20 protein-coding genes and 1 tRNA gene are annotated in these 21318 nt (G+C 70.1%); 5 read left to right on the top strand and 16 right to left on the bottom strand.

From position 1 onward, the window contains the following. Positions 1-223: 223 nt before the first annotated feature. Positions 224-691, bottom strand: coding sequence for a DUF6456 domain-containing protein (locus ACFE7F_RS01515; RefSeq protein WP_375402071.1), 468 nt, complete (start codon positions 689-691; stop codon positions 224-226). 50 nt (positions 692-741) lie between these two features. On the opposite strand from ACFE7F_RS01515, the gene ACFE7F_RS01520 reads away from it, so the two are divergent. After that, complete coding sequence (locus ACFE7F_RS01520; protein ID WP_375402072.1) at positions 742-1323, top strand: helix-turn-helix domain-containing protein; 582 nt, start codon at positions 742-744, stop codon at positions 1321-1323. 49 nt (positions 1324-1372) lie between these two features. Then, positions 1373-2821, top strand: a complete 1449-nt coding sequence (locus ACFE7F_RS01525) for a M48 family metalloprotease (RefSeq protein WP_375402073.1) — start codon at positions 1373-1375, stop codon at positions 2819-2821. Positions 2822-2826: 5 nt separating this feature from the next. On the opposite strand, the gene ACFE7F_RS01530 is transcribed toward ACFE7F_RS01525, so the two are convergent. From ACFE7F_RS01530 to ACFE7F_RS01565, 8 genes are all read right to left on the bottom strand, one after another. After that, positions 2827-2902, bottom strand: a tRNA-Val gene (locus tag ACFE7F_RS01530). Between the two features lie 37 nt (positions 2903-2939). Then, a complete protein-coding gene (locus ACFE7F_RS01535; RefSeq protein ID WP_375402074.1) occupies positions 2940-3764 on the bottom strand; it encodes a winged helix DNA-binding protein in 825 nt (274 codons plus the stop codon). A gap of 90 nt (positions 3765-3854) precedes the next feature. Continuing rightward, positions 3855-5318: an NAD(P)(+) transhydrogenase (Re/Si-specific) subunit beta gene (locus tag ACFE7F_RS01540; protein WP_375402075.1), complete on the bottom strand. Its 1464-nt coding sequence runs from the start codon at positions 5316-5318 to the stop codon at positions 3855-3857. A gap of 23 nt (positions 5319-5341) precedes the next feature. Beyond that, on the bottom strand, positions 5342-5635 hold the full coding sequence (locus ACFE7F_RS01545) for an NAD(P) transhydrogenase subunit alpha (RefSeq protein WP_375402076.1): 294 nt from the start codon (positions 5633-5635) through the stop codon (positions 5342-5344). A 4-nt stretch (positions 5636-5639) separates the two neighbouring features. After that, a complete protein-coding gene (locus ACFE7F_RS01550; RefSeq protein WP_375402077.1) occupies positions 5640-5786 on the bottom strand; it encodes a hypothetical protein in 147 nt (48 codons plus the stop codon). 3 nt (positions 5787-5789) lie between these two features. Continuing rightward, entirely contained in the window at positions 5790-6005 is a 216-nt protein-coding gene (locus ACFE7F_RS01555) for a type II toxin-antitoxin system HicB family antitoxin (RefSeq protein WP_375402078.1), read from the bottom strand. 251 nt (positions 6006-6256) lie between these two features. Further along, a complete protein-coding gene (locus ACFE7F_RS01560) occupies positions 6257-7384 on the bottom strand; it encodes an NAD(P) transhydrogenase subunit alpha (protein ID WP_375402079.1) in 1128 nt (375 codons plus the stop codon). A 4-nt stretch (positions 7385-7388) separates the two neighbouring features. Next, entirely contained in the window at positions 7389-7646 is a 258-nt protein-coding gene (locus tag ACFE7F_RS01565; RefSeq protein WP_375402080.1) for an aa3-type cytochrome c oxidase subunit IV, read from the bottom strand. A gap of 3 nt (positions 7647-7649) precedes the next feature. Between ACFE7F_RS01565 and ACFE7F_RS01570 the strand changes: the two genes are divergently transcribed. Further along, on the top strand, positions 7650-9125 hold the full coding sequence (locus ACFE7F_RS01570) for a sigma-54-dependent transcriptional regulator (protein ID WP_375402081.1): 1476 nt from the start codon (positions 7650-7652) through the stop codon (positions 9123-9125). A gap of 14 nt (positions 9126-9139) precedes the next feature. On the opposite strand, the gene ACFE7F_RS01575 is transcribed toward ACFE7F_RS01570, so the two are convergent. The 7 genes from ACFE7F_RS01575 to glmM all read right to left on the bottom strand — a co-directional run bounded on the left by ACFE7F_RS01575 (position 9140) and on the right by glmM (position 18868). Further along, positions 9140-12409 carry a PAS domain S-box protein gene (locus tag ACFE7F_RS01575; protein WP_375402082.1) on the bottom strand — a complete coding sequence of 1090 codons (3270 nt, stop codon included), beginning with the start codon at positions 12407-12409 and terminating at the stop codon, positions 9140-9142. Between the two features lie 302 nt (positions 12410-12711). Further along, positions 12712-13602 (bottom strand): bestrophin family protein, encoded by an 891-nt coding sequence (locus ACFE7F_RS01580; protein WP_375402083.1) that lies wholly within the window; start codon positions 13600-13602, stop codon positions 12712-12714. 51 nt (positions 13603-13653) lie between these two features. Beyond that, positions 13654-14721 (bottom strand): dihydropteroate synthase, encoded by a 1068-nt coding sequence (gene folP, locus ACFE7F_RS01585; protein WP_375402084.1) that lies wholly within the window; start codon positions 14719-14721, stop codon positions 13654-13656. Then, the gene (locus ACFE7F_RS01590) at positions 14718-15854 is read right to left on the bottom strand and encodes a site-specific DNA-methyltransferase (protein ID WP_375402085.1); all 1137 of its coding nucleotides are present in this window, start codon (positions 15852-15854) and stop codon (positions 14718-14720) included. The genes folP and ACFE7F_RS01590 overlap by 4 nt, the downstream gene beginning before the upstream one ends. Positions 15855-16034: 180 nt before the next feature. Next, positions 16035-16637 carry a ribonuclease HII gene (locus ACFE7F_RS01595; RefSeq protein WP_375402086.1) on the bottom strand — a complete coding sequence of 201 codons (603 nt, stop codon included), beginning with the start codon at positions 16635-16637 and terminating at the stop codon, positions 16035-16037. Continuing rightward, positions 16634-17404: a bifunctional hydroxymethylpyrimidine kinase/phosphomethylpyrimidine kinase gene (thiD, locus tag ACFE7F_RS01600; protein WP_375402087.1), complete on the bottom strand. Its 771-nt coding sequence runs from the start codon at positions 17402-17404 to the stop codon at positions 16634-16636. Before thiD ends, ACFE7F_RS01595 begins: the two co-directional genes overlap by 4 nt. A gap of 126 nt (positions 17405-17530) precedes the next feature. Then, positions 17531-18868 (bottom strand): phosphoglucosamine mutase, encoded by a 1338-nt coding sequence (gene glmM, locus ACFE7F_RS01605; RefSeq protein ID WP_375402088.1) that lies wholly within the window; start codon positions 18866-18868, stop codon positions 17531-17533. A 67-nt stretch (positions 18869-18935) separates the two neighbouring features. On the opposite strand from glmM, the gene ACFE7F_RS01610 reads away from it, so the two are divergent. Continuing rightward, positions 18936-20177, top strand: coding sequence for a dicarboxylate/amino acid:cation symporter (locus tag ACFE7F_RS01610; protein WP_375402089.1), 1242 nt, complete (start codon positions 18936-18938; stop codon positions 20175-20177). Continuing rightward, positions 20174-21166 (top strand): aldo/keto reductase, encoded by a 993-nt coding sequence (locus ACFE7F_RS01615; protein WP_375402090.1) that lies wholly within the window; start codon positions 20174-20176, stop codon positions 21164-21166. Before ACFE7F_RS01610 ends, ACFE7F_RS01615 begins: the two co-directional genes overlap by 4 nt. Positions 21167-21318: the final 152 nt, after the last annotated feature.

Here is a 21318-nt window from a genome sequence, read left to right on the forward strand (position 1 = left end):
CTGATCGTCGGCGCGTGAAAACAAGTGCCGGCAAGACAAGGGGCGTTAGGGTTGCTGGAGACGGTGATGCCGCTTTGGACACAAGCGAGTGACGAGGAACTTGGACCTGCCGCAGTGCCGAGTGAGTCCGCCTTCGGAACAAGAACACGCGTTCCAAAAACGTTGATTGATCCATGACTGTTTGAACCACCCAGAACCCGCAACATTCTGGGCGCTTCTCCCCTCACCCCGGCCCGTAATGGTCCGCCATCCGGTCGAGCGCGAGCAGCAGCACCAGCCGCCCGGCGCGCGCGGGCCAGCCGAGCGCCTTTTCCGCCACCGGCAGGCCTTCGCCCGCGCAGATCACGCGCCACGCCACATCCTGCAGACCCGGCCCCGCCGCCGCCATCACCGCGTCGAACCGGCGCTTGGCCGCGATCCGCGCCGTCGTGGGATCGGCCGCGCCACCGCCGCCGTCGACCCGTGGGCTCCAGCGCATCGTTACGCTCGGCGCCAGCGCCGCCCGTTCGTAATCGGCGCGCAGCCGCTCGCCCGCCGCCAGCTGGCGCGGGCTCACCAGCCCGCGCGACGCCAGCCAACCCAGCGGCGACTCGGCCATGTTCACCTGGACGCGTCGCCCCTCCACCGTCCGCTCCGCCAGTTCCCGCCGCATCCGTCGTTCTCCCATCCGAGTCGCGGGCGGGCTTGCCATGGCCGCGATCCTGTAGGACAGAGTGAAAACCATCTTGGTTGGAAGATACGATGATCACCGCCATCCGCGAGGTTCGCCGCGCCAAGGGTATGACGCTCGACGAGGTCGCGGGCGCCTGTACGCCGCCCACCACGCCCCAGACGATCGGTCGGCTGGAATGCGGCACGCGCACCGTATCGCTCGCCTGGCTTCGCCGGATCGCGACGGCGCTGGATGTCGTGCCCGCCGATCTGGTTCGCTTGCCCGACCGTGTCGACCTGCCCGTCGCCGCGTTGCTGGACGGCGACGGCGCACACGCGCCCCGCCGCGCGCGGCTCGTCGTCCCGCCCGCCCCAGCCCCAGGCTTCGTCGCGGTGGTCGCGACCGCGGGCGTCGGCGATCACCGCGCGGGCGACGAGATCTGGTGCGAGACGCTGCTCCCCGACCGGTTCGCGGCGGCGCTCGGCCGCGACGTGCTCGTCCCTCGCCCCGCGGGCCGCTTCCTGTTCGGCCGCCTGCTCGCGCGCGACGAGGGCCCAGACGGCGCGGTAAGCCTGTCGATCCTGCCGCCCGCCCATGGGGAGCGGCAGCAGGTCGTAGTCGACCCGCCCTGGATCGCGCGCGCGGTCAGGTTGGTGCGGGCTCTGGGCTGACTCCGGGTCGGCCGGGGGAACTCGTTACGCTCGCGGATGTTTCGCCCTCATGCGTATCTGTATTCCGTTCGCCCTTCTCCTCGCCACCCCCGCCTTCGCCCAGTCGGACGCGCTTCAATCAGGCCGTGTCGCGCCGATCACCGCGCGTGAGCGGCAACAGGGCGCGACCACAAACGCCTCAATCACCGCCGAATATGGCGGCGCGCTCACCGGCCGTCAGGCGGCCTATGTGGAGCAGGTCGGCCGCCGCGTCGCCACTCGTTCCGGCCTCAGCGCGAGCCCGACCGCGTTCAACGTGACCCTTCTCGACAGCCCTGTCGACAATGCCTTCGCGATCCCCGGCGGCTATATTTACGTCACGCGCAATCTGGTCGCGCTCATGAACGATGAGGCTGAGCTCGCGGCCGTCCTGGGTCATGAGGTCGCGCATGTCGCGGCGCGCCACAGCCGCGGCCGTCAGCAGCGCGCCACGCGTAATTCGGTGCTCGGCGCGCTCGGTCAGCTCGGCATCGGCGCGATATTCGGCAATTCGGGGCTCGCCGGCCTTGCCGCCCGCGGTGCGCCCACCCTCTTCCAAATGGATACGCTGGGCTTCTCGCGTGGGCAGGAGACCGAGTCGGACAATCTCGGCATCCGTTATCTCGCGGGATCGGGCTACGACCCGCTGGCGCTGTCGACCATGCTCGAGTCGCTCGCCGATCAAACGTCGCTTCAGGGTGAGCTGACCGGCCAGGGGCAATCGGCGACGCCGCGCTGGGCCAGCACTCATCCCGACCCCGGCCAGCGTGTCCGCAACGCCGAACAGCAGGCCGCCCGCGTCGGAGCCGCTTCCGCCCCGGCTGCGGCCCGCAACCGCGACTCCTTCCTCGCCGCGATCGATGGCATGATGTACGGCGAGAACCCGTCCGGCGGCGTGGTCGAGGGTCGCCGCTTCGTCCACCCCGCGCTCGGGCTCGCCTTCGAGGTGCCGCAGGGTTTCACGCTGTCCAACACCACCCGCGCGGTCCGGATCGCGGGGCAAGGCGTCCAGGCGGAGTTCTCGGCCGCGCCCTTCTCGGGCGACCTAGACGCCTATATCGCGAGCGTCGTGCGCTCGCTCGGCGCGTCGGCCGCGCCCGCTTCGGAGCGGACGACGGTGAACGGCATCCCCGCCGCCTACACCCAATTCCGCGCAACTAGCGGCCAAACCCAGGTCGAGGTCGTCGTCTTCGCCTACCAACTGTCGCCGACCCAGGCCGTCCATTTCGCCGCGCTTGGCCAAGCGTCCGCGCTGGAGCCCGCGTTTGGCTCGCTCCGCCGCCTGGCGCGCGCCGAGTCGGCCGCCGTCAAACCCCGCTTTGTGCGCGTCGCGACCGTTCGCGCGGGCGATACGTCCCAGAGCCTCAGCCGCCGTATGGCCTACCCCGACGCGCAGCTCGACCGGTTCCTCGTGCTCAACCGCCTCGCGCCGGACGCTCCACTGCGCGCCGGCGACAAGATAAAGCTCATCACCTATTAAGGCCGTGGTGGGCGCTGACGGGCTCGAACCGCCGACATCTTCCGTGTAAAGGAAGCGCTCTACCAACTGAGCTAAGCGCCCTTGGCTGCTCCATGCCCAAGCAGGCGACACGACGCAACTACCCGATCGCCAGTCCCGCGCGTCTAAGGCTCACCAAATAGCGCCGCATTCCGATCCGCGCGACTTCGGTCAGCGCCATGAACGCCCGCCTGCGGTCGGTCGCGTCGGGACGACGGTCGAGCAGCCCGTCCTCGGTGAGCCGCGCGATCCAGCGGAGCGCCGTGGTGGGCGCCACCGCCGAGGCGATGCACAGGCTCGATACCGACACCGGCATGTCCTCCGCCTCGGCGGCGTATAGATCGAGCAGCATGTCCCACGCGGGGTCGGAGAACAGCCCCGGTGCGAAGAAGCTCCCGCGCATGCGCCTGGCTCTGATCGCCCGGCGTATCGCCGCCGCATCCAGTTCGGCATCGCCGTCCGCATCCGAAGGCGGTTCGGCCTCGAACCCGCCGGCCGCTTCGTCGTCGCCCTCGCGCACACCGGCCGGCGGTTCGGGTTCCACCGCGGCGCGCGACAGCGCCGCCGCGCGCTCGGCTGGGTTCGGCTGGCATAACAGCTCGACCCGCGGCCCCCACAGATTCGCCGCGACCACATCGATCGATACCGCATCGAACGCGGCCACGACCGCGCACCGGAACGCCTCCGCCGCTTCGGCGATCGCGGGCAGCGCCTGCGCAAGCACGATCTCGTCCGCCCCCTCCGCTTCGACGACCAGCACGGGACGCCGCTCGCCGCTGCCTTCCGGCCCCAGCGCTTCGCCCCAGCCCAGCCGCGCGACCACGCGGCCTCCCGCCGCCGAGACCGCGGCCTCGCCGCGCGACAGGTCGCCGCCGATCAGCGCGGCGTCGAAGCGGGCGGGGTCGGGGTCGCGAGGATCGGCCATGACCGAACCCTCCCCGCTGTCCCATGCCCGTGCCACCTGAACCCGCTCCGCTTTGGATCAAGCCCGTTTCGGCTCCGCCTGGCCCTTCGGTCAGCCTAGCGCCTTCACGATCTCTTCGACCATCTTCTTGGCGTCCGCGAGCAGCATCATCGTGTTGTCGCGGTAGAACAGTTCGTTATCGACGCCCGCATAGCCGACGCCTCCCATCGACCGCTTGATGAACAGCACCGTCCGCGCGCGCTCCACATCGAGCACGGGCATGCCGTAGATCGGCGAGGTCCTGTCGGTCTTGGCCGCCGGGTTGGTCACATCGTTCGCGCCGATCACGAAAGCGACGTCGGTCTGCGCGAAGTCGGAATTGATGTCCTCCAGCTCGAACACCTCGTCATAAGGCACGTTCGCTTCGGCGAGCAGCACGTTCATGTGCCCCGGCATCCGCCCCGCGACCGGGTGGATAGCGTACTTCACGCGCACGCCCTCCGCTTTCAGGCGGTCGCCCATCTCGCGCAGCGCATGCTGCGCCTGCGCGACGGCCATGCCGTAACCCGGCACGATGACGACCTGCTCGGCCTCCTTCATCAGGAATGCCGCATCCTCCGCCGACCCGCGCTTCCACGGCCGGTCGACCGCGCCGCCCCCGCCGCTCGTATCCGCCACCGCGCCGAACCCGCCCGCGATCACCGAGATGAAGCTCCGGTTCATCGCCCGGCACATGATGTAGCTCAAGATCGCGCCTGACGCCCCGACCAGCGCGCCCGTGATGATCATCGCGGTGTTGCCCAGCGTGAATCCCATCGCCGCCGCCGCCCAGCCCGAATAGCTGTTTAGCATGCTGACCACGACCGGCATGTCCGCCCCGCCGATCGGCACGATCAGCAGGAACCCGATCGCGAAGCTCAGCAGCACGATCGTCCAGAAGATCCACGGGGCCTGGTCCTGCGTGAACCATGCGATAAGCCCGACGATCCCCGCCAGCAGCGCCAGATTGACCAGGTGCCGCCCGGGCAACAGGAGCGGCTTGCCCCCCATATTGCCGTTCAGTTTCAGGAAGGCGATTATCGAACCCGAAAAGGTCAGCGCGCCGATCGCGACGCCTAGGCCCAGCTCGATCCGGCTGACCGGTTCGATCATCGTCAGCGCACCGCCCGTGATCGGACCCAGCCCGGGCATCGGTACGATCCCGCGCGCGACCACCTCCGCGATCCCGAACGCGACCGGGTTCAGATACGCCGCCGCCCCCACCAGCACCGCCGCCAAGCCCACCAGCGAATGGAACGCCGCCACCAACTGCGGCATGGCCGTCATCGCGATCCGCCGCGCGGTGACCAGCCCGATCGCCGCGCCGATCGCGATCGCGACAAGGATCTCGGGTAGCGACGCGATCTCATGCGTGACGAGCGTCGTCACGACCGCGATCGCCATCCCGATCATCCCCAGCCGGTTCCCCCGCTGGCTCGACACGGGGCTCGACAGCCCGCGAAGCGATAGGATGAAGCATACGCCCGCGACCAGATAGGCCAGCGCCACGTAAGGATCGCCCGCGACTTCGTGCATCTACCGTCCCCCCGCCACACCGCTCACTTCGCGACCGGCCGTTCCTTCTTCTTGTACATGGCGAGCATCCGCGCCGTTACCGCGAACCCCCCGAAGATGTTGACGCTCGCCAGCACCACCGCCAGCAGCCCCAATCCCTTCGCCACCGGCGACCCCTGCGCGGCCGACGCGACCAGCGCCCCCACGATGATCACCGAAGAGATCGCGTTCGTCACCGCCATCAACGGCGTATGCAGCGCCGGCGTCACCGCCCACACCACGAAATACCCGACGAAACACGCCAGCACGAAGATCGACAGTATCGCGATGAAGGTCATGATCTCAGCGCTCCAACAATTCGCACACAGCCAACGCCACCGTAGCGCCCAACAGCGAACCGATCGATGACGCGACCAGCACGGTCGTCACGATCATCCTATCGATCCTGCGGTTCACGGCTGCGCGCGCCGCCTTCCAGCCGCCGGCCATCCTTCAAGCGGCCAAAACGCGCGGTGCTGGAACTCGTCGACCCATCTCGGTCGCCGCTTCGATCCAACATGCCACCGCGTCGTAGCCGTTGCGTAAGGCTTCCTCCGGCGTCTCCCCGTCCGACCGGCACCCGGGCAGCTCGGGCGCGGTTGCCACGAAGCCGCCGCCGTCCTCAAGCGTGAGGGGGCGGATGTCGATCTCGTAATCCTGCGGCCTCATCGACGTGTCTCCCGAACCGCCTCGACGAACCGAACCAACTCCCGAATATAGATCGGCTTGATGGGCCGATGCGCCGGGATCGTCAGTATGTCGGGCATGAGGTCGTGCTTCACTTTGAAATGTGATCCGTTGCGCGGCGGTGTGCAAGCGATCCCTTCCGCCCGACAAAGAGAGGCCACATCGTCGATCCTCCAATCGAGAGGGTTGGCTCTCATACGATCAAATAGCTTGTCAGCCGCCGTCACGCCGACTTACCCGAGCAACCGCGCATTCACCACTGCCCCGCCCCTGGTCAGCCGGATCGCGTCGCCGATCTCCGCGTCCAGCACCGGCCGGCCCGCCTCTTTGTCCCAGAACGCGCTCAGGAGATTGAACAGGTTGCGCGCGTACAACGCCGACGCGTCCGCCGCCAACCGGCTCGGCACGTTGCGGTGGCCGACCACGCGCACCCCGTGCCGTGTCGTCACCTCGCCCGGTACCGACCCCTCGACGTTGCCGCCTTGCTCGACCGCCAGGTCGACCACGACCGAGCCTGCGCGCATCGTCGCGAGCTGCGCGTCCGACACCAGCCGGGGCGCGGCGCGCCCGGGGATCAGCGCGGTGGTGATGACGATGTCCTGCTTGGCGATGTGCCCCGACACGAGCGCCGCCTGCGCTGCCTGATACTCGGGACTGGTCTCGCCCGCATAGCCGCCGGCACCTTCGCCCTCGATCCCCGCCACCCCCTCGACGAACACCGGCTTGGCGCCCAGGCTCATGATCTGCTCGCGCGTGGCCGATCGCACGTCGGTCGCCGATACCTGCGCGCCCAGCCGCCGGGCGGTCGCGATCGCCTGGAGCCCGGCAACGCCCACCCCCATCACGAACACACGCGCCGCCGACACCGTCCCCGCCGCGGTCATCATCATCGGGAATGCGCGGCCATACTCGGCCGCGGCGTCGAGCACCGCCTTGTACCCGGACAGGTTGGACTGCGAGCTCAGCACGTCCATCCCCTGCGCGCGCGTGATGCGCGGCATCAGGTCCATCGCCAACGCCTCGAGCCCCGCCGCCGCATAGCCGTCGACCCGTGCCCGCCCGCCGTCGCCGAACGGGTTCATCGTCGCTACCACCCACGCGCCGGACGACGCCCCCGCCAGCCCGGCGGGATCAGGTCCCTGCACGCCCAGCACCACGTCCGCCCCGCGCAGCACCGCCGCCCGCTCGCCGACCTCCGCGCCCGCCGCGGCAAAGCCCGCATCGTCGAACGAGGCGTGTAGGCCGGCCCCCGACTCGACCGCCACCGTCGCGCCCAGCGCCATGAGCCTGCGCACGGTCTCCGGCGTCGCGGCGACGCGGCGCTCGCCGTCCGCGCGCTCGGTGAGGACGGCGATCCTCACGAGGCTACGAAATCAGCCAGATGACCAGCGCGGCGATGACCACCACTGCCATCGTACCGTATTTGAACATCGTCATCATACGTGAATATGTATGCTCGTGACTCTTCAGGTCGTTGTTTTGGGCCATCGGTCCGGTTCCGAAAAGGATTGGATCATGCATCCTAGGGGCGACCCGCTTCACGCTCAACCCCGCGCCGCCGCGCTTAAGCAGCCCTTTACCGCCGCGCGCGTACAGGCGGAGGTCGAACCACGGGGTGACCACCGAATGACGCGCAACGGCCAGCGCCTGCTGCTCCTGATCGACGACGAGCCCGCCCAGCGCCGCTTGGTTGCCGCGCTCGCCGCGCGTGCCGGGTGGCGCGCCATCTTCGCCGCCGAGGCCGAACAGGCGATCGCCACGCTTGGCACCCAGGACGGGATGCAGCTCGATGCGGTCCTGCTCGACTATTGGGCCGCCGCCGGGGAGGAGGAGGACGCCGACGCCACCGACGGGGGCAAGATGACCGCGCCCGGACTCATCGCCGAACTCCGCATGCGTCGCCCCGCGCTTCCCATCCTCATGCTCACCGCCAACGGCTCGGTTGCCGCCGCCGTCTCCGCGATGCGCGCCGGGGCGACCGACTTCCTGGTCAAGCCGCTCGCCCCCGACCGCCTGCTCGCCGCCCTCGAGGCCGCCGTCGCCGACACCGCCGCGGGCGAGCTCCGCCCGCTCACCGAAAAGATCCCCGCCCTCCTCGCCTTCAACGAAATTGTCGGCTCCGCTCCCGAGTTCCGCGCCGCGCTCGCCATCGCCGCCAAGGCCGCCCGCGCGCGCATCCCCGTCCTGGTCGAGGGCGAGTCGGGCGTCGGCAAGGAGGTGGTCGCCGAGGCGATCCATGCCGCGAGCCCCCGCGCGAAGAAACCCATGGTCGCCGTCAATTGCGGCGCGCTGCCGCCCAATCTGATCGAGTCGGAGTTGTTCGGTCACGAGAAGGGCGCGTTCACCGGGGCGTTCGAGCGCAAGATCGGACGGTTCGTCGACGCCGACGGCGGCACGCTGTTCCTCGACGAGATCGGCGAGATGCCGCTCGACTCGCAGGTCAAGCTGCTCGGCGTGCTGCAATCGGGCGAGATCCTGCCCCTGGGCGCGCGCCACCCCCGCGCCGTCGATGTCCGAGTCATCGCCGCCACCGACAAAAAGCTGATCGAGGAGGTCGAGGCCGGGCGTTTTCGCGAGGATCTGTATTACCGACTGAACGTCGTCCCCGTAACGATTCCCCCCTTACGCGAGCGCGCCGGCGACATCCCGGCGCTCACCCGTCACCTGCTCGCGCGGATCGCGCAGCAGCCGGGCCTGCGCCCGCTGGGCGTGACCGACGATGCGCTACAGCTACTCGGCGGATACGGCTGGCCCGGCAACGTCCGTCAGCTCCAAAATGTGCTCTTCCGCGCCGCCGTGCTGTGCGAGGGCGCCGCGCTCACCCGGGCCGACTTCCCCCAGATCGCCGCCGCCGCCGTGCGCGGCCCGGCCGGGATCGGCGGCGCGGTCGGCGTCATGACCGTCCCGCCCGGCGGCGGCGGCGTCACGCTCTTCCGCCCGGACGGCAACATGCGCGCCCTGGAGGAGATCGAGGCCGACGTCATCCGCCTCGCGATCGGCCACTACCGGGGCAGGATGACCGAGGTCGCGCGCAGGCTGGGGATCGGGCGGTCGACCCTGTACCGAAAGCTGGGGGAGCTCGGGATCGACAACGCCGCCTGACCGGGCGAGCCGATCTACCCCGCCACCGGCGACGGCGTATGGTCGGGCGCATCCAGCACCGCGCGCACCTTGGCCGCCAGTTCCTCGATCGTGAACGGCTTGCCGATCAGCTCCACCCCCGGGTCGAGCACGCCGTTATGCACCACCGCGTTCCGCGTGTAGCCCGTCGTGAACAGCACTCTCAGCTCCGGCCTGCGCCGCCGCGCCTCGTCGGCCAGCTTCGCGCCGTTCACGTCGGGCATCACCACATCGGTGAACATCAGCGCGATCTCGGGATGCTCGTCCAGCAGGCGAAGCGCCGCCGCCGCGCCGTCAGCCTCGACCACGCGGTAGCCAAGCTCGGTCAGGGCGTCGACGCTGAAGCGGCGGACGGCGGGCTCGTCCTCGACGACCAGCACCAGCTCCTCGCGCTCGCCCAGCGGCAGCGCGCGCACCGCTTCCTCCGTCTCGAAACCGTGCTCCGCCCCGACCAGCCGCGGCAGATAGACCTTCACCGTCGTCCCCTGCCCGGGCTCGGAATAAATCTTCAGGTGCCCGCCCGACTGCTTGACGAAGCCGTAGGCCTGGCTCAGCCCCAGCCCCGTCCCCTTGCCGACCTCCTTGGTGGTGAAGAACGGGTCGAACGCCTTGGCGATCACCTCCTCGGGCATCCCCGACCCCGTGTCGGTCATGGCGATCAGCACATACTGCCCCGCCGGCACGCCGGGATGCGCCGCCGCATAGCGCTCGTCGAGATGCGCGTTCTGCGTCTCGATCGTCAGCCGCCCGCCGCCCGGCATCGCGTCGCGGGCATTGACCGCCAGGTTTAACAGCACGTTCTCCAGCTGATTCGGGTCGGCGTTGGCGCGCCAGCCGCCGCCCGCCAGCACCGTCTCGAACCGGATGTCGCCGCCGATCGACCCGCGGATCAGGTCGGACATCCCCGTCACCAGCCTGCCCGGGTCGACCGGCTCGGGCCGGAGCGGCTGCTGCCGCGAGAAGGCGAGCAGGCGCTGCGTCAGGAGCGCCGCGCGCCGAGCGCCGTCCCCCGCCGCTTCCAGATAGCGCCGGGCGCGCGCGTCGTCCGACCCCAGCCGCCGCCCGAGCAGGTCGAGCGATCCGATCACCACCGCCAGCATGTTGTTGAAGTCGTGCGCGATGCCGCCCGTCAGCTGCCCCACCGCCTCCATCTTCTGTGCCTGGCGCAGCGCATCCTGCGCCTTGGCGAGCGCTTCGGCCTGCTCGCGCTCGTGGGTGGTATGACGTCCGCTCGCATAGACGCGGCCGCGCTCGAACGCTCCCGTCCACGCGAACCAGCAATAGCCGCCGTCCTTGTGTCGTAGGCGGTATTCAAACGGGGTGGTCAGCGGCGTGTCGAAGATGCCCGCGAACGCCGTCAGTGTCGCCTCGAGATCATCCGGATGCGTGAACTCGGCGAAGGGCCTGCCGACGAGCTCGTCCGACTCCCACCCCAGCAGCGCCGTCCAGGCCGTGTTGACCGCCGCGAGCGCGCCGTCCCCGCTAGCGACGGCCATCAGGTCCTGCGACAGCCGCCACGCCCCGTCACGTTCTGCGGTGCGCTCCGAGACGCGCTCCTCAAGCTGCGCGTTCAGCGCGTGCAGAGCCCTTTCGGCTTCCTTGCGCGCCGTAATGTCGTTGAACAGCACCGCGACGCGAGGCTCGGCCACCGATCCCGTCCGGAACGCATGAACGTCGAACCAGCGCCCGAGCGGCACCGCCTCCTCCTCGAAGCGGGCAGGCTCGCCCGTCGTCGCGACGCGGCCATACAAGTCGAACCAATGCCGCTCCAGCCCGGGCGCGACTTCCGACGCCCAACGGTTTTCCGCGCCGTGCAGGCCGGTCTGCCCCTCGAAGGCCGGATTGATTTCGGCGAATCGGTAGTCCACCGCCCGCCCGTCCCCGTCGAACTTCATTTCGATGATGCAGAACCCCGCCTCGATCGCCTCGAATAGCGTCCGGTAGCGCGCCTCGCTTTCGCGCATCGCCGCCTCGCTCCGCGACCGCTCGGTATCGTCGCGCAGCGTCAGCACCGCGCCGACTTGCCCGCCCGCCGCGTCCAGCACCGGCCGCGCCCCGCCGATGGCCAGCACCTCGTCGCCGCCGGGCCGGCGGATGCGCCAGCGCTCATCGAACACTACCTCGCCGTCCCGCACCGCGCGCGCGAGCGGGAGCCGGTCGGGCGGATACGGCTCGCCCTCCAGCGTCAGCAGGTGATACGTCTCGCTATAGGCGTCCGGCTCGACATCCAGCCTCGTCACGCCGTGCAGCCGCGCCGCCGCCTCGTTGACGAAGGTGATCCGCCCCGCCCGGTCGGTGACGATCACCCCCTCGGCCAGCTGGCCCAGGATCGCGGCCCGCTCGGCGGCCAGGCGCTCCGCTCGCGCGGTGGTCAGGCGAAGCGCCACCTCCATCTCCCGCCGCTCGTCGATATCGATGATCGATCCGACATAGCCCAGGAACACGCCGCCCTCGTCGAACCGAGCGGCCGCAGCGTCGATCGCCCAGCGATAGGTGCCGTCGGCCCTTCGGACGCGGAACTCGACGCGGTAGTCGCGCCCCGCCGCGTTGGCGGAGACGAACGCCTCTTCCGCCATGGCACGGTCCTCGGGGTGGACCGCGTCAAGCCAGCCATACGCCTCGCCCGCGCCCGCCGCCTGGCCCGTGAACGCGTACCAACGCCGGTTGAGGTAGGTGCAATGGCCGGTCGGGTCCGTGACCCAGATCATGACGGGCGCGCCGTCGGCCATCGCGCGGAACCGCAGCTCGCTTTCGCGGACCGCCTGACCGTCGCGCCCGCGCTCGTCGGCCAGCGCGACCGCCGCGGCCTCGGTCACCCGCGACTCGCCGAGCCGGTCCACCGTCCGCCGCAGCTCGGCCTCCAGCTCCACCCGCGCGCCGACATCCTCCGCCCGGTGGAACGCGCCGATCACCGCGCCGTCGACGCCGCGAATGGGCGTATAGCGGATCGCCCAATGCGGCGCGCCCAGCTCGGGCCGCCCGAATTCCTCGACGACCGTGAACGCCTCCCCCGCCAGCGCACGCGCCATCAACGCGCGCATCACGGGGCGCTGTTCGGGGACGAACAGGTCGGGGAACACGTCGCCGACCTTGCTGTCGAACCCGTTTACGCGCCGGAACTCGTCGTTATGCGCCCGGTTGAACGCGGTGAGCCGATATTCGGTATCGAATGCGCAGATCGGCGCGGGATCCGACAGGATCATGGCTTCCCAAACGGCGTCAGGCTCGGACTGCATCGGCACCTCGAAATCAACGTGGGTTTGCATGCCTCACCAGACCGTGAAAATACAATGGTGCAGCGAGTCCTGACGCGCCGCGCGTCAGGACTCGCGCAAGCCCGGCCGGCGACGGCGCGGGTCCGCACCGCGCCTGTCGTTCGACGACGCGGCTTTGCCGCGGCGTGGCTTGGCGGTCTCTAACCCGGTGGGCAGCGCCGCGGCGAAGCCGCGTCGTCGGTCGTATGCTGCGTTGCGCCGGGGCACCCCTCGAAGAATTACTTCGTGGGGTGCCCCTCGGCCGGGATAGGGCGTCTCGCTTCGAGCTGCGCTCGGCGCGTGCGCCGCGGCGCTCACCAGAGAACGCCTTTGACGGAAGCTAACGGCTCCGGCGCGGGATCCCCGATCGCTTCCAGCAGGTCGATCTCGATCGTTCGGCACATGGCCGACATCGGCACGTCGTGGACCGTGTCGGCGAACGGGTCGACCAGGTCGTCGCCGATCTGCAGCACCGCCAAGAACATCAGCCCCGCGATCGTCGATCCCACGGGCGTCGCCACCCCCAGCGTCTCGACCAGCCCGACCGGCAGCAGGATGCAGAACAGCCGCGTGAACAGCTGCGGAAAGAAGCGGTACTGGTTCGGCAGCGGCGTATTCTTCAGCCGCTCCATGCCCCCTTGCGCGTTGGCGATGTCGACCAGCACGCCCTCCATCGACGCCTGCTGGATCGAATCGATCCACCCCTTCTTCCGCGCATCCTCGATCCGCCGCGACGTGCCGTCGAGCAGCCCGTTGGGGACGTTGGTGCGCTGCAAGGCCGGCTCGGCCTCGCCGCGCGACAGGAAGCGCAGGAGCTCGCCCTCGCGAAAGTCGGGGTGGCGGCGCAGCTGGCAGCGGAGCGCGTTCACATAGGCGATCTGGCGGAGCACGATCGTCCGCTTCAGGTCGCGCGCTTCCGGGTCGGGCAGGAAGTTGCGGGCCTGCCGCGCGAGGCTGCGCGACGCGTTGATCATCGCGCCCCACAGCGTCCGTCCCTCCCACCAGCGTTGGTACGCCGAGCTGTCGCGGAACCCCAGGAACAACGCCAGCGCCGTGCCGAACAGCGTCAGCGGCAGTTCCGGGGCCTTGAACGGGGAGATGATGTAGAAAGCCGTGACCGCGCAGTCCCACAGGAACAGCGCCGTCAGCGGCTTCCAGACGTCCGCCACGATCTTGGTCAGGCGCGGCCTGGCATCGATGATCACGTTCGCCCCCTCACATCGTCGCCCACCGAGCGCGCGGGCGGTCCGGTGCGCCTAGCCCACCAGCGCGCGGTCGCGTAAGCCCCGCCATACCCGGATCGCCTGCACCGTCTCCGCCACGTCGTGGACGCGGAGCAACTGCGCGCCCGCCTGCGCACCCAGCAGCGCCAGCGCGACCGATCCGCCGAGCCGCGCCTCGACCGGGGCCTCGTTCGACAACGCGCCGATCAGCCGCTTGCGGCTCGCTCCCAGCATTACCGGGCAGCCGAGCCCGTGGAACATCGTCAGCCCGTTCAGGAGCGCGAGATTGTCGGCCAGCGATTTGCCGAAGCCGATACCCGGATCGACGATCACCCGGGCGCGGTCGACCCCGCCCGCCACGACCGCCGCGATCCGCGCCTCCAGCCAGTCGAACACCTGGGTGAGCACGTAGCGGTACCCGCTCCCGCCGTGGGGTCCCTTGGCGGGGTCGGGCGAGTGCATCAGCACCACCGGACACCCTGTGCGCGCGACCACCGCCAGTGCACGGTCGTCCCACAGGAGCGCCGACACGTCGTTGACGATCGCCGCCCCCGCCGCGATCGCCGCCTCCATCACCCCGGCTTTCCGCGTATCGACCGACACCAGCGTCCCCGCCGCCGCCAGCCGCTCGATCACCGGCACGACGCGCCGGGCCTCGTCCTCCTCCCACACCGTCGTCGCGCCCGGCCGCGTCGACTCGCCGCCGACATCGACCAGCGCCGCGCCCGCCGCCGCCATCGCCACCCCCGCCGATGCCGCGCCCGCCGGGTCGTCATGCGCGCCGCCGTCGGAAAAGCTGTCAGGTGTGACGTTCAGGATGCCCGCCACCTGCGGCTGGTCGAACCTTATCGTCCGCCCGCCCAGCACCATCGCCGGCCGCGCGGCCGTAATCGCCCGGTGTAGCGTGGCGGCGCGCTCGTCGGTCACGCCCAGCGTCCGCTCGAACTCGGTGACCGACACCGTCCGCTTCGCGCCGCCCTCGATCACCTCATATGCAGCGAACCATTGCATCCCCCCCGCCAACCGCGCGACCTCTCGGTCGCGCCCGACGGGCGTATCGACGAACTGGACGGGGCGGAGGTGGAGGCCTGCGGGACTCAAGGTTGGGTTGCGAGCAAATATGTCTGCCGCAGCTCGTCAATCGGCTTAAGCGCGTCCTCCGCCTCGTAATGCCAGAACGTCCACCCGTTGCACGCCGGCGCGCCCTGAAGCACCGAGCCGAGCTTGTGGATCGACCCCACGACGCCGCAGCCGCTGAGCAGTGATCCGTCCGCGCGCACGCTCGCCGACCAGCGGCGCTTGGCGTCGCGGATCACCGATCCCGCCGGGAGCATCCCCGTCTCGACCAGCTTGCCGAACGCCACCTTGGGCGCGGCGCGGGGCGACCGCATCGTCGCCAGCGCCGACTCGTCGAGCGGCAGCGCCGCGTCGATCCGCAGCGCGGCGGCCGCGCAGTATTCCGCCTCCCGCTCGATCCCGATCCAGCGCCGCCCCAGCCGCTTGGCCACCGCTCCCGTCGTCCCCGTCCCGAAGAACGGGTCGAGCACGACGTCGCCCGGCTGCGTGCAGGCCAGCAGCACCCGGTACAGCAGCGCCTCGGGCTTCTGGGTCGGGTGCACCTTGACCCCGTCGCGCTTCAGCCGCTCTCCGCCGCCGCAGATCGGGAAATCCCAGTCCGACCGCATCTGCAGCTCGTCATTGAGCGTCTTCATCGACCGGTAGTTGAACGTATATTTCGCCTGGTGGCCCTTGGACGCCCAAATGAGCGTCTCGTGCGCGTTGGTGAAGCGGGTGCCCCGGAAGTTCGGCATCGGATTGGCCTTGCGCCACACGATATCGTTCAGGATCCAAAAGCCCAGGTCCTGCACCGCCGCGCCCACGCGGAAGATGTTGTGGTACGACCCGATCGTCCAGATCGTGCCGGTGTCCTTCAGCACCCGGTGCGCCTGCGCCAGCCACGCGCGCGTGAACGCGTCATAGGCCTGGAGGCTGTCGAACTTGTCCCAGTCGTCGGTCACCGCGTCGACATGCGAACCGTCGGGCCGGAACAGCTCGCCCCCCAGCTGGAGATTATAGGGCGGGTCGGCGAAGACCATGTCGACCGACCGGTCGGGCAGCGCGCGCATGGCGGCGATGCAGTCGCCCATCATGATCTGGTCGAGCGGAAGGACGGCGCCTTCCGCGGTCGCGTCTTCCGGCGCGCGAACCCGCGCGATCGCGTCGATCGCCCCCATCTCACCCCTACCCGAACTTGGACCCCATCATCCCAGCCGACCCCGGATTCCGTCAAGCGGACAATAGTTAACCACGGCGGCGAAGATCCCGTCGACGACCCGCGCGTCGCGCGTCCTCATCCAGATGTTGGGGTGCACACGCGAGCGGGACCCAACGGCTTGCGGTGTGGCGGGGAAGCCTCAACGCCCGAGATATGAGCGCGCGACCGGCGCGAAGCTCCGGCGGTGGAGCGGCGTCGGCCCATGCTCCGCCAACGCCGCGAGGTGCCGGGGCGCGGGATAGCCCTTGTTCGACGTCCAATCATATTGCGGGTGCGCTTGCGCCGCGGCGACCATGATCCGGTCCCGGGCGACCTTGGCGACGATCGACGCGGCGGCGATCGACAGGCTCCGGGCATCGCCCCCGATCACCGCCGTCGCGGGATAATCCAGCAGAGGCAGGAACTTGCCGTCGACCAGCACATGGCTAGGCCGGACGGGTAGCGCCGCCACCGCCCGCGTCATCGCGAGGAGCGTCGCGCCGTGGATGTTGAGCCGATCGATCTCCTCCGCCTCGACCATCGCGACCCCGACGACGGCCGCCTCGGTGATTCGCGCCGCCGCCCGTTCGCGCGCGGCGGGCGACAGTTTCTTCGAATCATCGATCCCCGCCGGATCGAACCCGGGCGGCAGGATCACCGCCGCCGCGACCACCGGCCCGGCCAGCGGCCCGCGCCCGACCTCGTCCACGCCTCCGACCGGCCCCGGAAAGCCGAGATCGAACTCGGCCAGCGTCCCGCTCACCCCTCCAACTGCTCGTAGGGGTTGTGGCCCAGATTGTGCCCGATCGGCCCATGCCCCTCGCCCAGCCCCGGCGCGGACAGGATCGCGATACGCACGAACCGCACCGCCTGTTCGAACGCGTCCGCGACCGGCATCCCCGCCGCGAGCCCGCAGGCCAACGCGCTCGCCAGCGTGCATCCGGTGCCGTGCGTGTCCGCGCTGTCGAACCGCTTGCCCTCCAGCCGCGCGACCTCCTCGCCGTTCGGCGCGAGCAGCCGGTCGACGACGTAATAGCCCTCGGCGTGCCCGCCCTTGGCGAGCAGGTGGCACCCATGCGCCAGCACCGCCGCCTCGCCGCCCAACGCCGCCAGTTCGGGCAGGTTGGGCGTCGTCACCGACGCCAGCCGTATCAGCCGCTCGAACGCCGCGATCGTGTCCGCGTCCGCCAGCACCGACCCGCTCGTCGCCACCATGACGGGATCGAACACGATCGGCATGTCCAACCGTTCCAGCTCGTCCGCAACCGCATGCGCCGTCTCCGCCGACCCGATCATCCCGATCTTGACCGCGTCCGCGCCGATATCGTCCAGCACGGACCGCATCTGCCGTACCACGAACTTGGCAGGCACGGGATGGACGCCCTGCACCCCGAGCGTATTCTGCGCCGTGATCGCCGTGATCGCCGTGGTCGCATATCCGCCAAGCATGGTGACGGTCTTGATATCGGCCTGGATCCCCGCGCCCCCGCCCGAGTCCGACCCGGCGATGATGAGTACCCGCGGCGTCAATTTTTAGTCACCCCCGACTTGTTCCGGGGTCCATCGCTGTCCCGAACACCCAATCCGCCGAGTACGATCGCCGATGGATGCCGTAACAAGTCCGGCATGACGGGAAGAGGCGAGAACCGCCCCATCTCACGCCGCCGCCCGCACCGATTCGCAGATGCGTGTCACCACCCGCTCGATCTGGCCCAGGTCCTCGCCCTCGGCCATCACCCGGATCACCGGCTCGGTGCCCGACGGGCGGATCACCAGCCGCCCGGTCGCGGCCAGTTCCGCCTCCGCCTCGGCGATGCACGCCCGCACGCCCGCATGCTCTAGCGGCCTGCCCCCTGCGAACCGCACGTTCCTGAGCAGCTGCGGCAGCGGCTCGAACCGGTGGAGCACCTCGCTGGCGGGCGCACCTGCGCGGCGCACCTCGGCCAGCACCTGCAGCGCCGCGACCAGCCCGTCGCCCGTCGTGGCGTAATCGGACAGGATGATGTGCCCCGACTGCTCGCCGCCGACATTGCAGCCGCGGATGCGCATCGCCTCCAGCACGTGCCGGTCGCCGACCTGCGTCCTGACCAGCCCCAGCCCCTGGGCGGCCAGATGCCGCTCCAGCCCCAGATTCGACATGACGGTCGCGACCAGCCCGCCCCCCGCCAGCCGCCCCGTGCGCGCCCAGGCGGCGGCGATCGTCGCCATCAGCTGGTCGCCGTCGACGATCCTGCCGCCCTCGTCGACCACGATCAGCCGGTCGGCGTCGCCGTCCAGCGCGATGCCGATCGCCGCGCCGCTCGCCACCACCGTCTCCGACAGCAGTCGCGGCGCGGTCGATCCCACGCGGTCGTTGATGTTCTTGCCGTTCGGCTCGACGCCGATCGAGACCACGTCCGCGCCGAGTTCCCACAGCGCCGACGGCGCGACCTTGTACGCCGCCCCGTTCGCGCAATCGATCACCACCTTCATCCCGTCGAGCCGCTGAGCCTCGGGAAAGGTCGATTTGGCGAAGTGGATGTAGCGCCCCTGCGCGTCGTCGATCCGGCGTGCGCGCCCGATCTCGGCCGCCGAAACCAGCGGAACGTTCCCGTCGATCAACGCCTCGATCGCCGCCTCCGCTTCGTCGGACAGCTTGTATCCATCGGGCCCGAACAGCTTCAAACCGTTGTCCTGGTAGGGGTTGTGGCTGGCCGAGATCATCACGCCCAGGTCCGCGCGCATCGAATGCGTCAGCATCGCGACCGCAGGCGTCGGCATCGGCCCGACCATCACCACGTCCATGCCCACGCTGGTGAACCCCGCCACGAGCGCCGATTCGAGCATGTAGCCCGACAGCCGCGTATCCTTGCCGATCACCACGCGGTGCTTGTGGTCGCCGCGCAGGAAATACGCGCCCGCCGCCATCCCGACGCGCATCGCCATCTCGGCGGTCATCGGCCTGGTGTTAGTCAGCCCGCGGATGCCGTCGGTGCCGAAATATCTTCTTGCCATTTACGCCCCGAACGCCTCGCTATGCCCCACCCGGCGGTCCTAGCGCCGCGCATGGTAAAGAGCGAGCATGTCCCGAGCCACCCGCATTCTCCTGTCCCTAGTCGCCGGCCTGCTGGCGGGCGTGGCCCTGGTCGCGGTCTCGCCCCTCGCCGCCACCCGCGCGGTGCTGGTGGCCGAGCCGATCGGGAACGCCTGGCTGTCGGCGTTGCAGATGACGGTGATCCCGCTCGTCACCGCGCTGCTCGTCACCGGCGTCGCGCAAACAGCCGAGGCCGCGAGCGCGGGCCGCGTCGCCGCCCGCGCGATCGCGCTCTTCATCACCGGCGTGTTCGTGACGGGGGCGATCGCCGCGCTCGTCACCCCGCTCCTGCTCCGCCTCGTCCCCGTCCCCGCCGAGGCCGCCGCCTCGCTCCGCGCCGCGCTGACCGGCGCGGTTCCGGTCGCCCCGCCGCCGCCGATCACCGAGTTCTTCGCCACGATCGTCCCCACCAACATCGTCGCGGCCGCGGCGAACAACGCGCTGCTGTCGCTGATCGTGTTCTTCCTCGCCTTCGCCTTCGCGGTGACGCGCATCGATCCCGCCGGCCGCGACCGGATCGTCGAACTGTTCGCCGCGATCCGCGACGCGATGCTCGTGCTGGTCGGCTGGATCCTGGTGCTGGCGCCCGTCGGCGTGTTCGCGCTGGCGTTCGTGGTCGGCGCGCGCGCGGGCGGGGCGGCGTTCGGCGCGCTCCTTCATTACATCGCGGTCGTGGCCAGCATCGGCGTCGTCGTGATCGCGCTGTCCTACGCGCTCGCGCTGGTCGGCGGCCGCATGTCCCCGCTCCGCTTCGCCCGCGCGATCCTGCCCGCGCAAGCCGTCGCGGCGAGCACCCAGTCCTCCCTCGCGACGCTCCCCGCGATGATCGACGCCGCCGCCGCGCTCCGCATTCACACCGCCGTTTCGGGCGTGACGCTGCCCGTCGGCGTCGCCATGTTCCGCGCGACCCAGCCCGCGATGAACGTCGCGGTGGCGCTCTATATCGCCGCCTGGTTCGGCGTTCCTGTCGAGCCCGGCAACCTCATCGCCGCCGTCGCCGTGGGCGCGCTGGTGTCGCTGGGCAGCGTCAGCCTGCCCGCGCAGATCACCTATTTCGCCTCGATCGCGCCGGTCGCGGTCGCCTTGGGCGTGCCGATCGCGCCTTTGGGACTACTGATCGCGGTGGAGACGATCCCGGACATATTCCGCACGCTCGGCAATGTCTCGATGAACCTGGCAGCCACCGCGACCGTTTCCGCCCGGACCCGTCACGAGGAGACAACGGCATGAAGTACCGCACGCTCGGCCCCGCCCTGGAGGTCTCCGCGATCGGCATCGGCTGCATGCCGATGATCCGGGACGGCAACATCACCTACGGCGTCGCGACCGAGGACGAATCCACCCGCACCATCCACGAGGCGCTGGATCTCGGCGTCACCTTCCTCGACACCGCGCAGATCTATGGGCCCTTCCAGAACGAGGAGCTGGTCGGCCAGGCGATCCGCGGTCGCCGCGACGGCGTCGTCCTCGCCACCAAATTCGGCTTCAAGTTCGACGGCCTCGAGATCGTCGGCGTCGACGGCTCCCCGGCCAACGCCCGCGCCTCGGTCGAGGGATCGCTCCAGCGCCTGGGCGTCGAGACGATCGACCTGTTCTACCAGCACCGCGTCGACCCCAACGTCCCCATCGAGGAGACGGTGGGCGCGATGGGCGAGCTCGTCGCCGAGGGAAAGGTTCGCTTCCTCGGCCTTTCCGAAGCCGGCCCCGACACCCTCCGCCGCGCCGCCGCCACCCACCCCATCACCGCGCTCCAGAGCGAATATTCGCTGTGGGAGCGCGACGTCGAGGACGAGATACTGGGCATCTGCCGCGAGCACGATATCGGCTTCGTCCCATACAGTCCGCTCGGCCGCGGCTTCCTGGCGGGCGGCATCACCAGCCTGGACGATCTCGCCCCCGACGACTGGCGCCGCAACGACCCGCGCTACTCGGCGGAGAACATGCCCGCCAACCTCGCCATCGTCGCCGCCGTGAAAGCGGTCGCCGACCGCCACGGCGTGAGCAACGCACAGATCGCGCTCGCCTGGCTGCTGGCGCAAGGCGACGACATCGTCCCCATCCCCGGCGTCAAGCGCCGCGAGACGATGCGCGACAGCGCCGGCTCGGCGGAGGTGCAGCTGACGACGGCGGACCTGGCCGAGCTGGACGAAGCCGCCCCACGCGGCGGCACCGCCGGGCCGCGCTACACGGAAAGAGGCATGAAGATGGTCCGCCTCTGACTTCACCCCTCTCCCGCTTTCGCGGGAGAGGGAAAGACTTGCCGAAGGCACGGCGAGGGTGAGGGCCCGACCGGTGCCCGAAAGACGGGCAGGAGCCGCCCGACATCCATCGATCGCGCGGCCGCACACCCGCGCGTGGGTACCACTATCCT

Source organism: uncultured Sphingomonas sp. (assembly GCF_964235535.1).
GTDB lineage: Bacteria > Pseudomonadota > Alphaproteobacteria > Sphingomonadales > Sphingomonadaceae > Sphingomonas.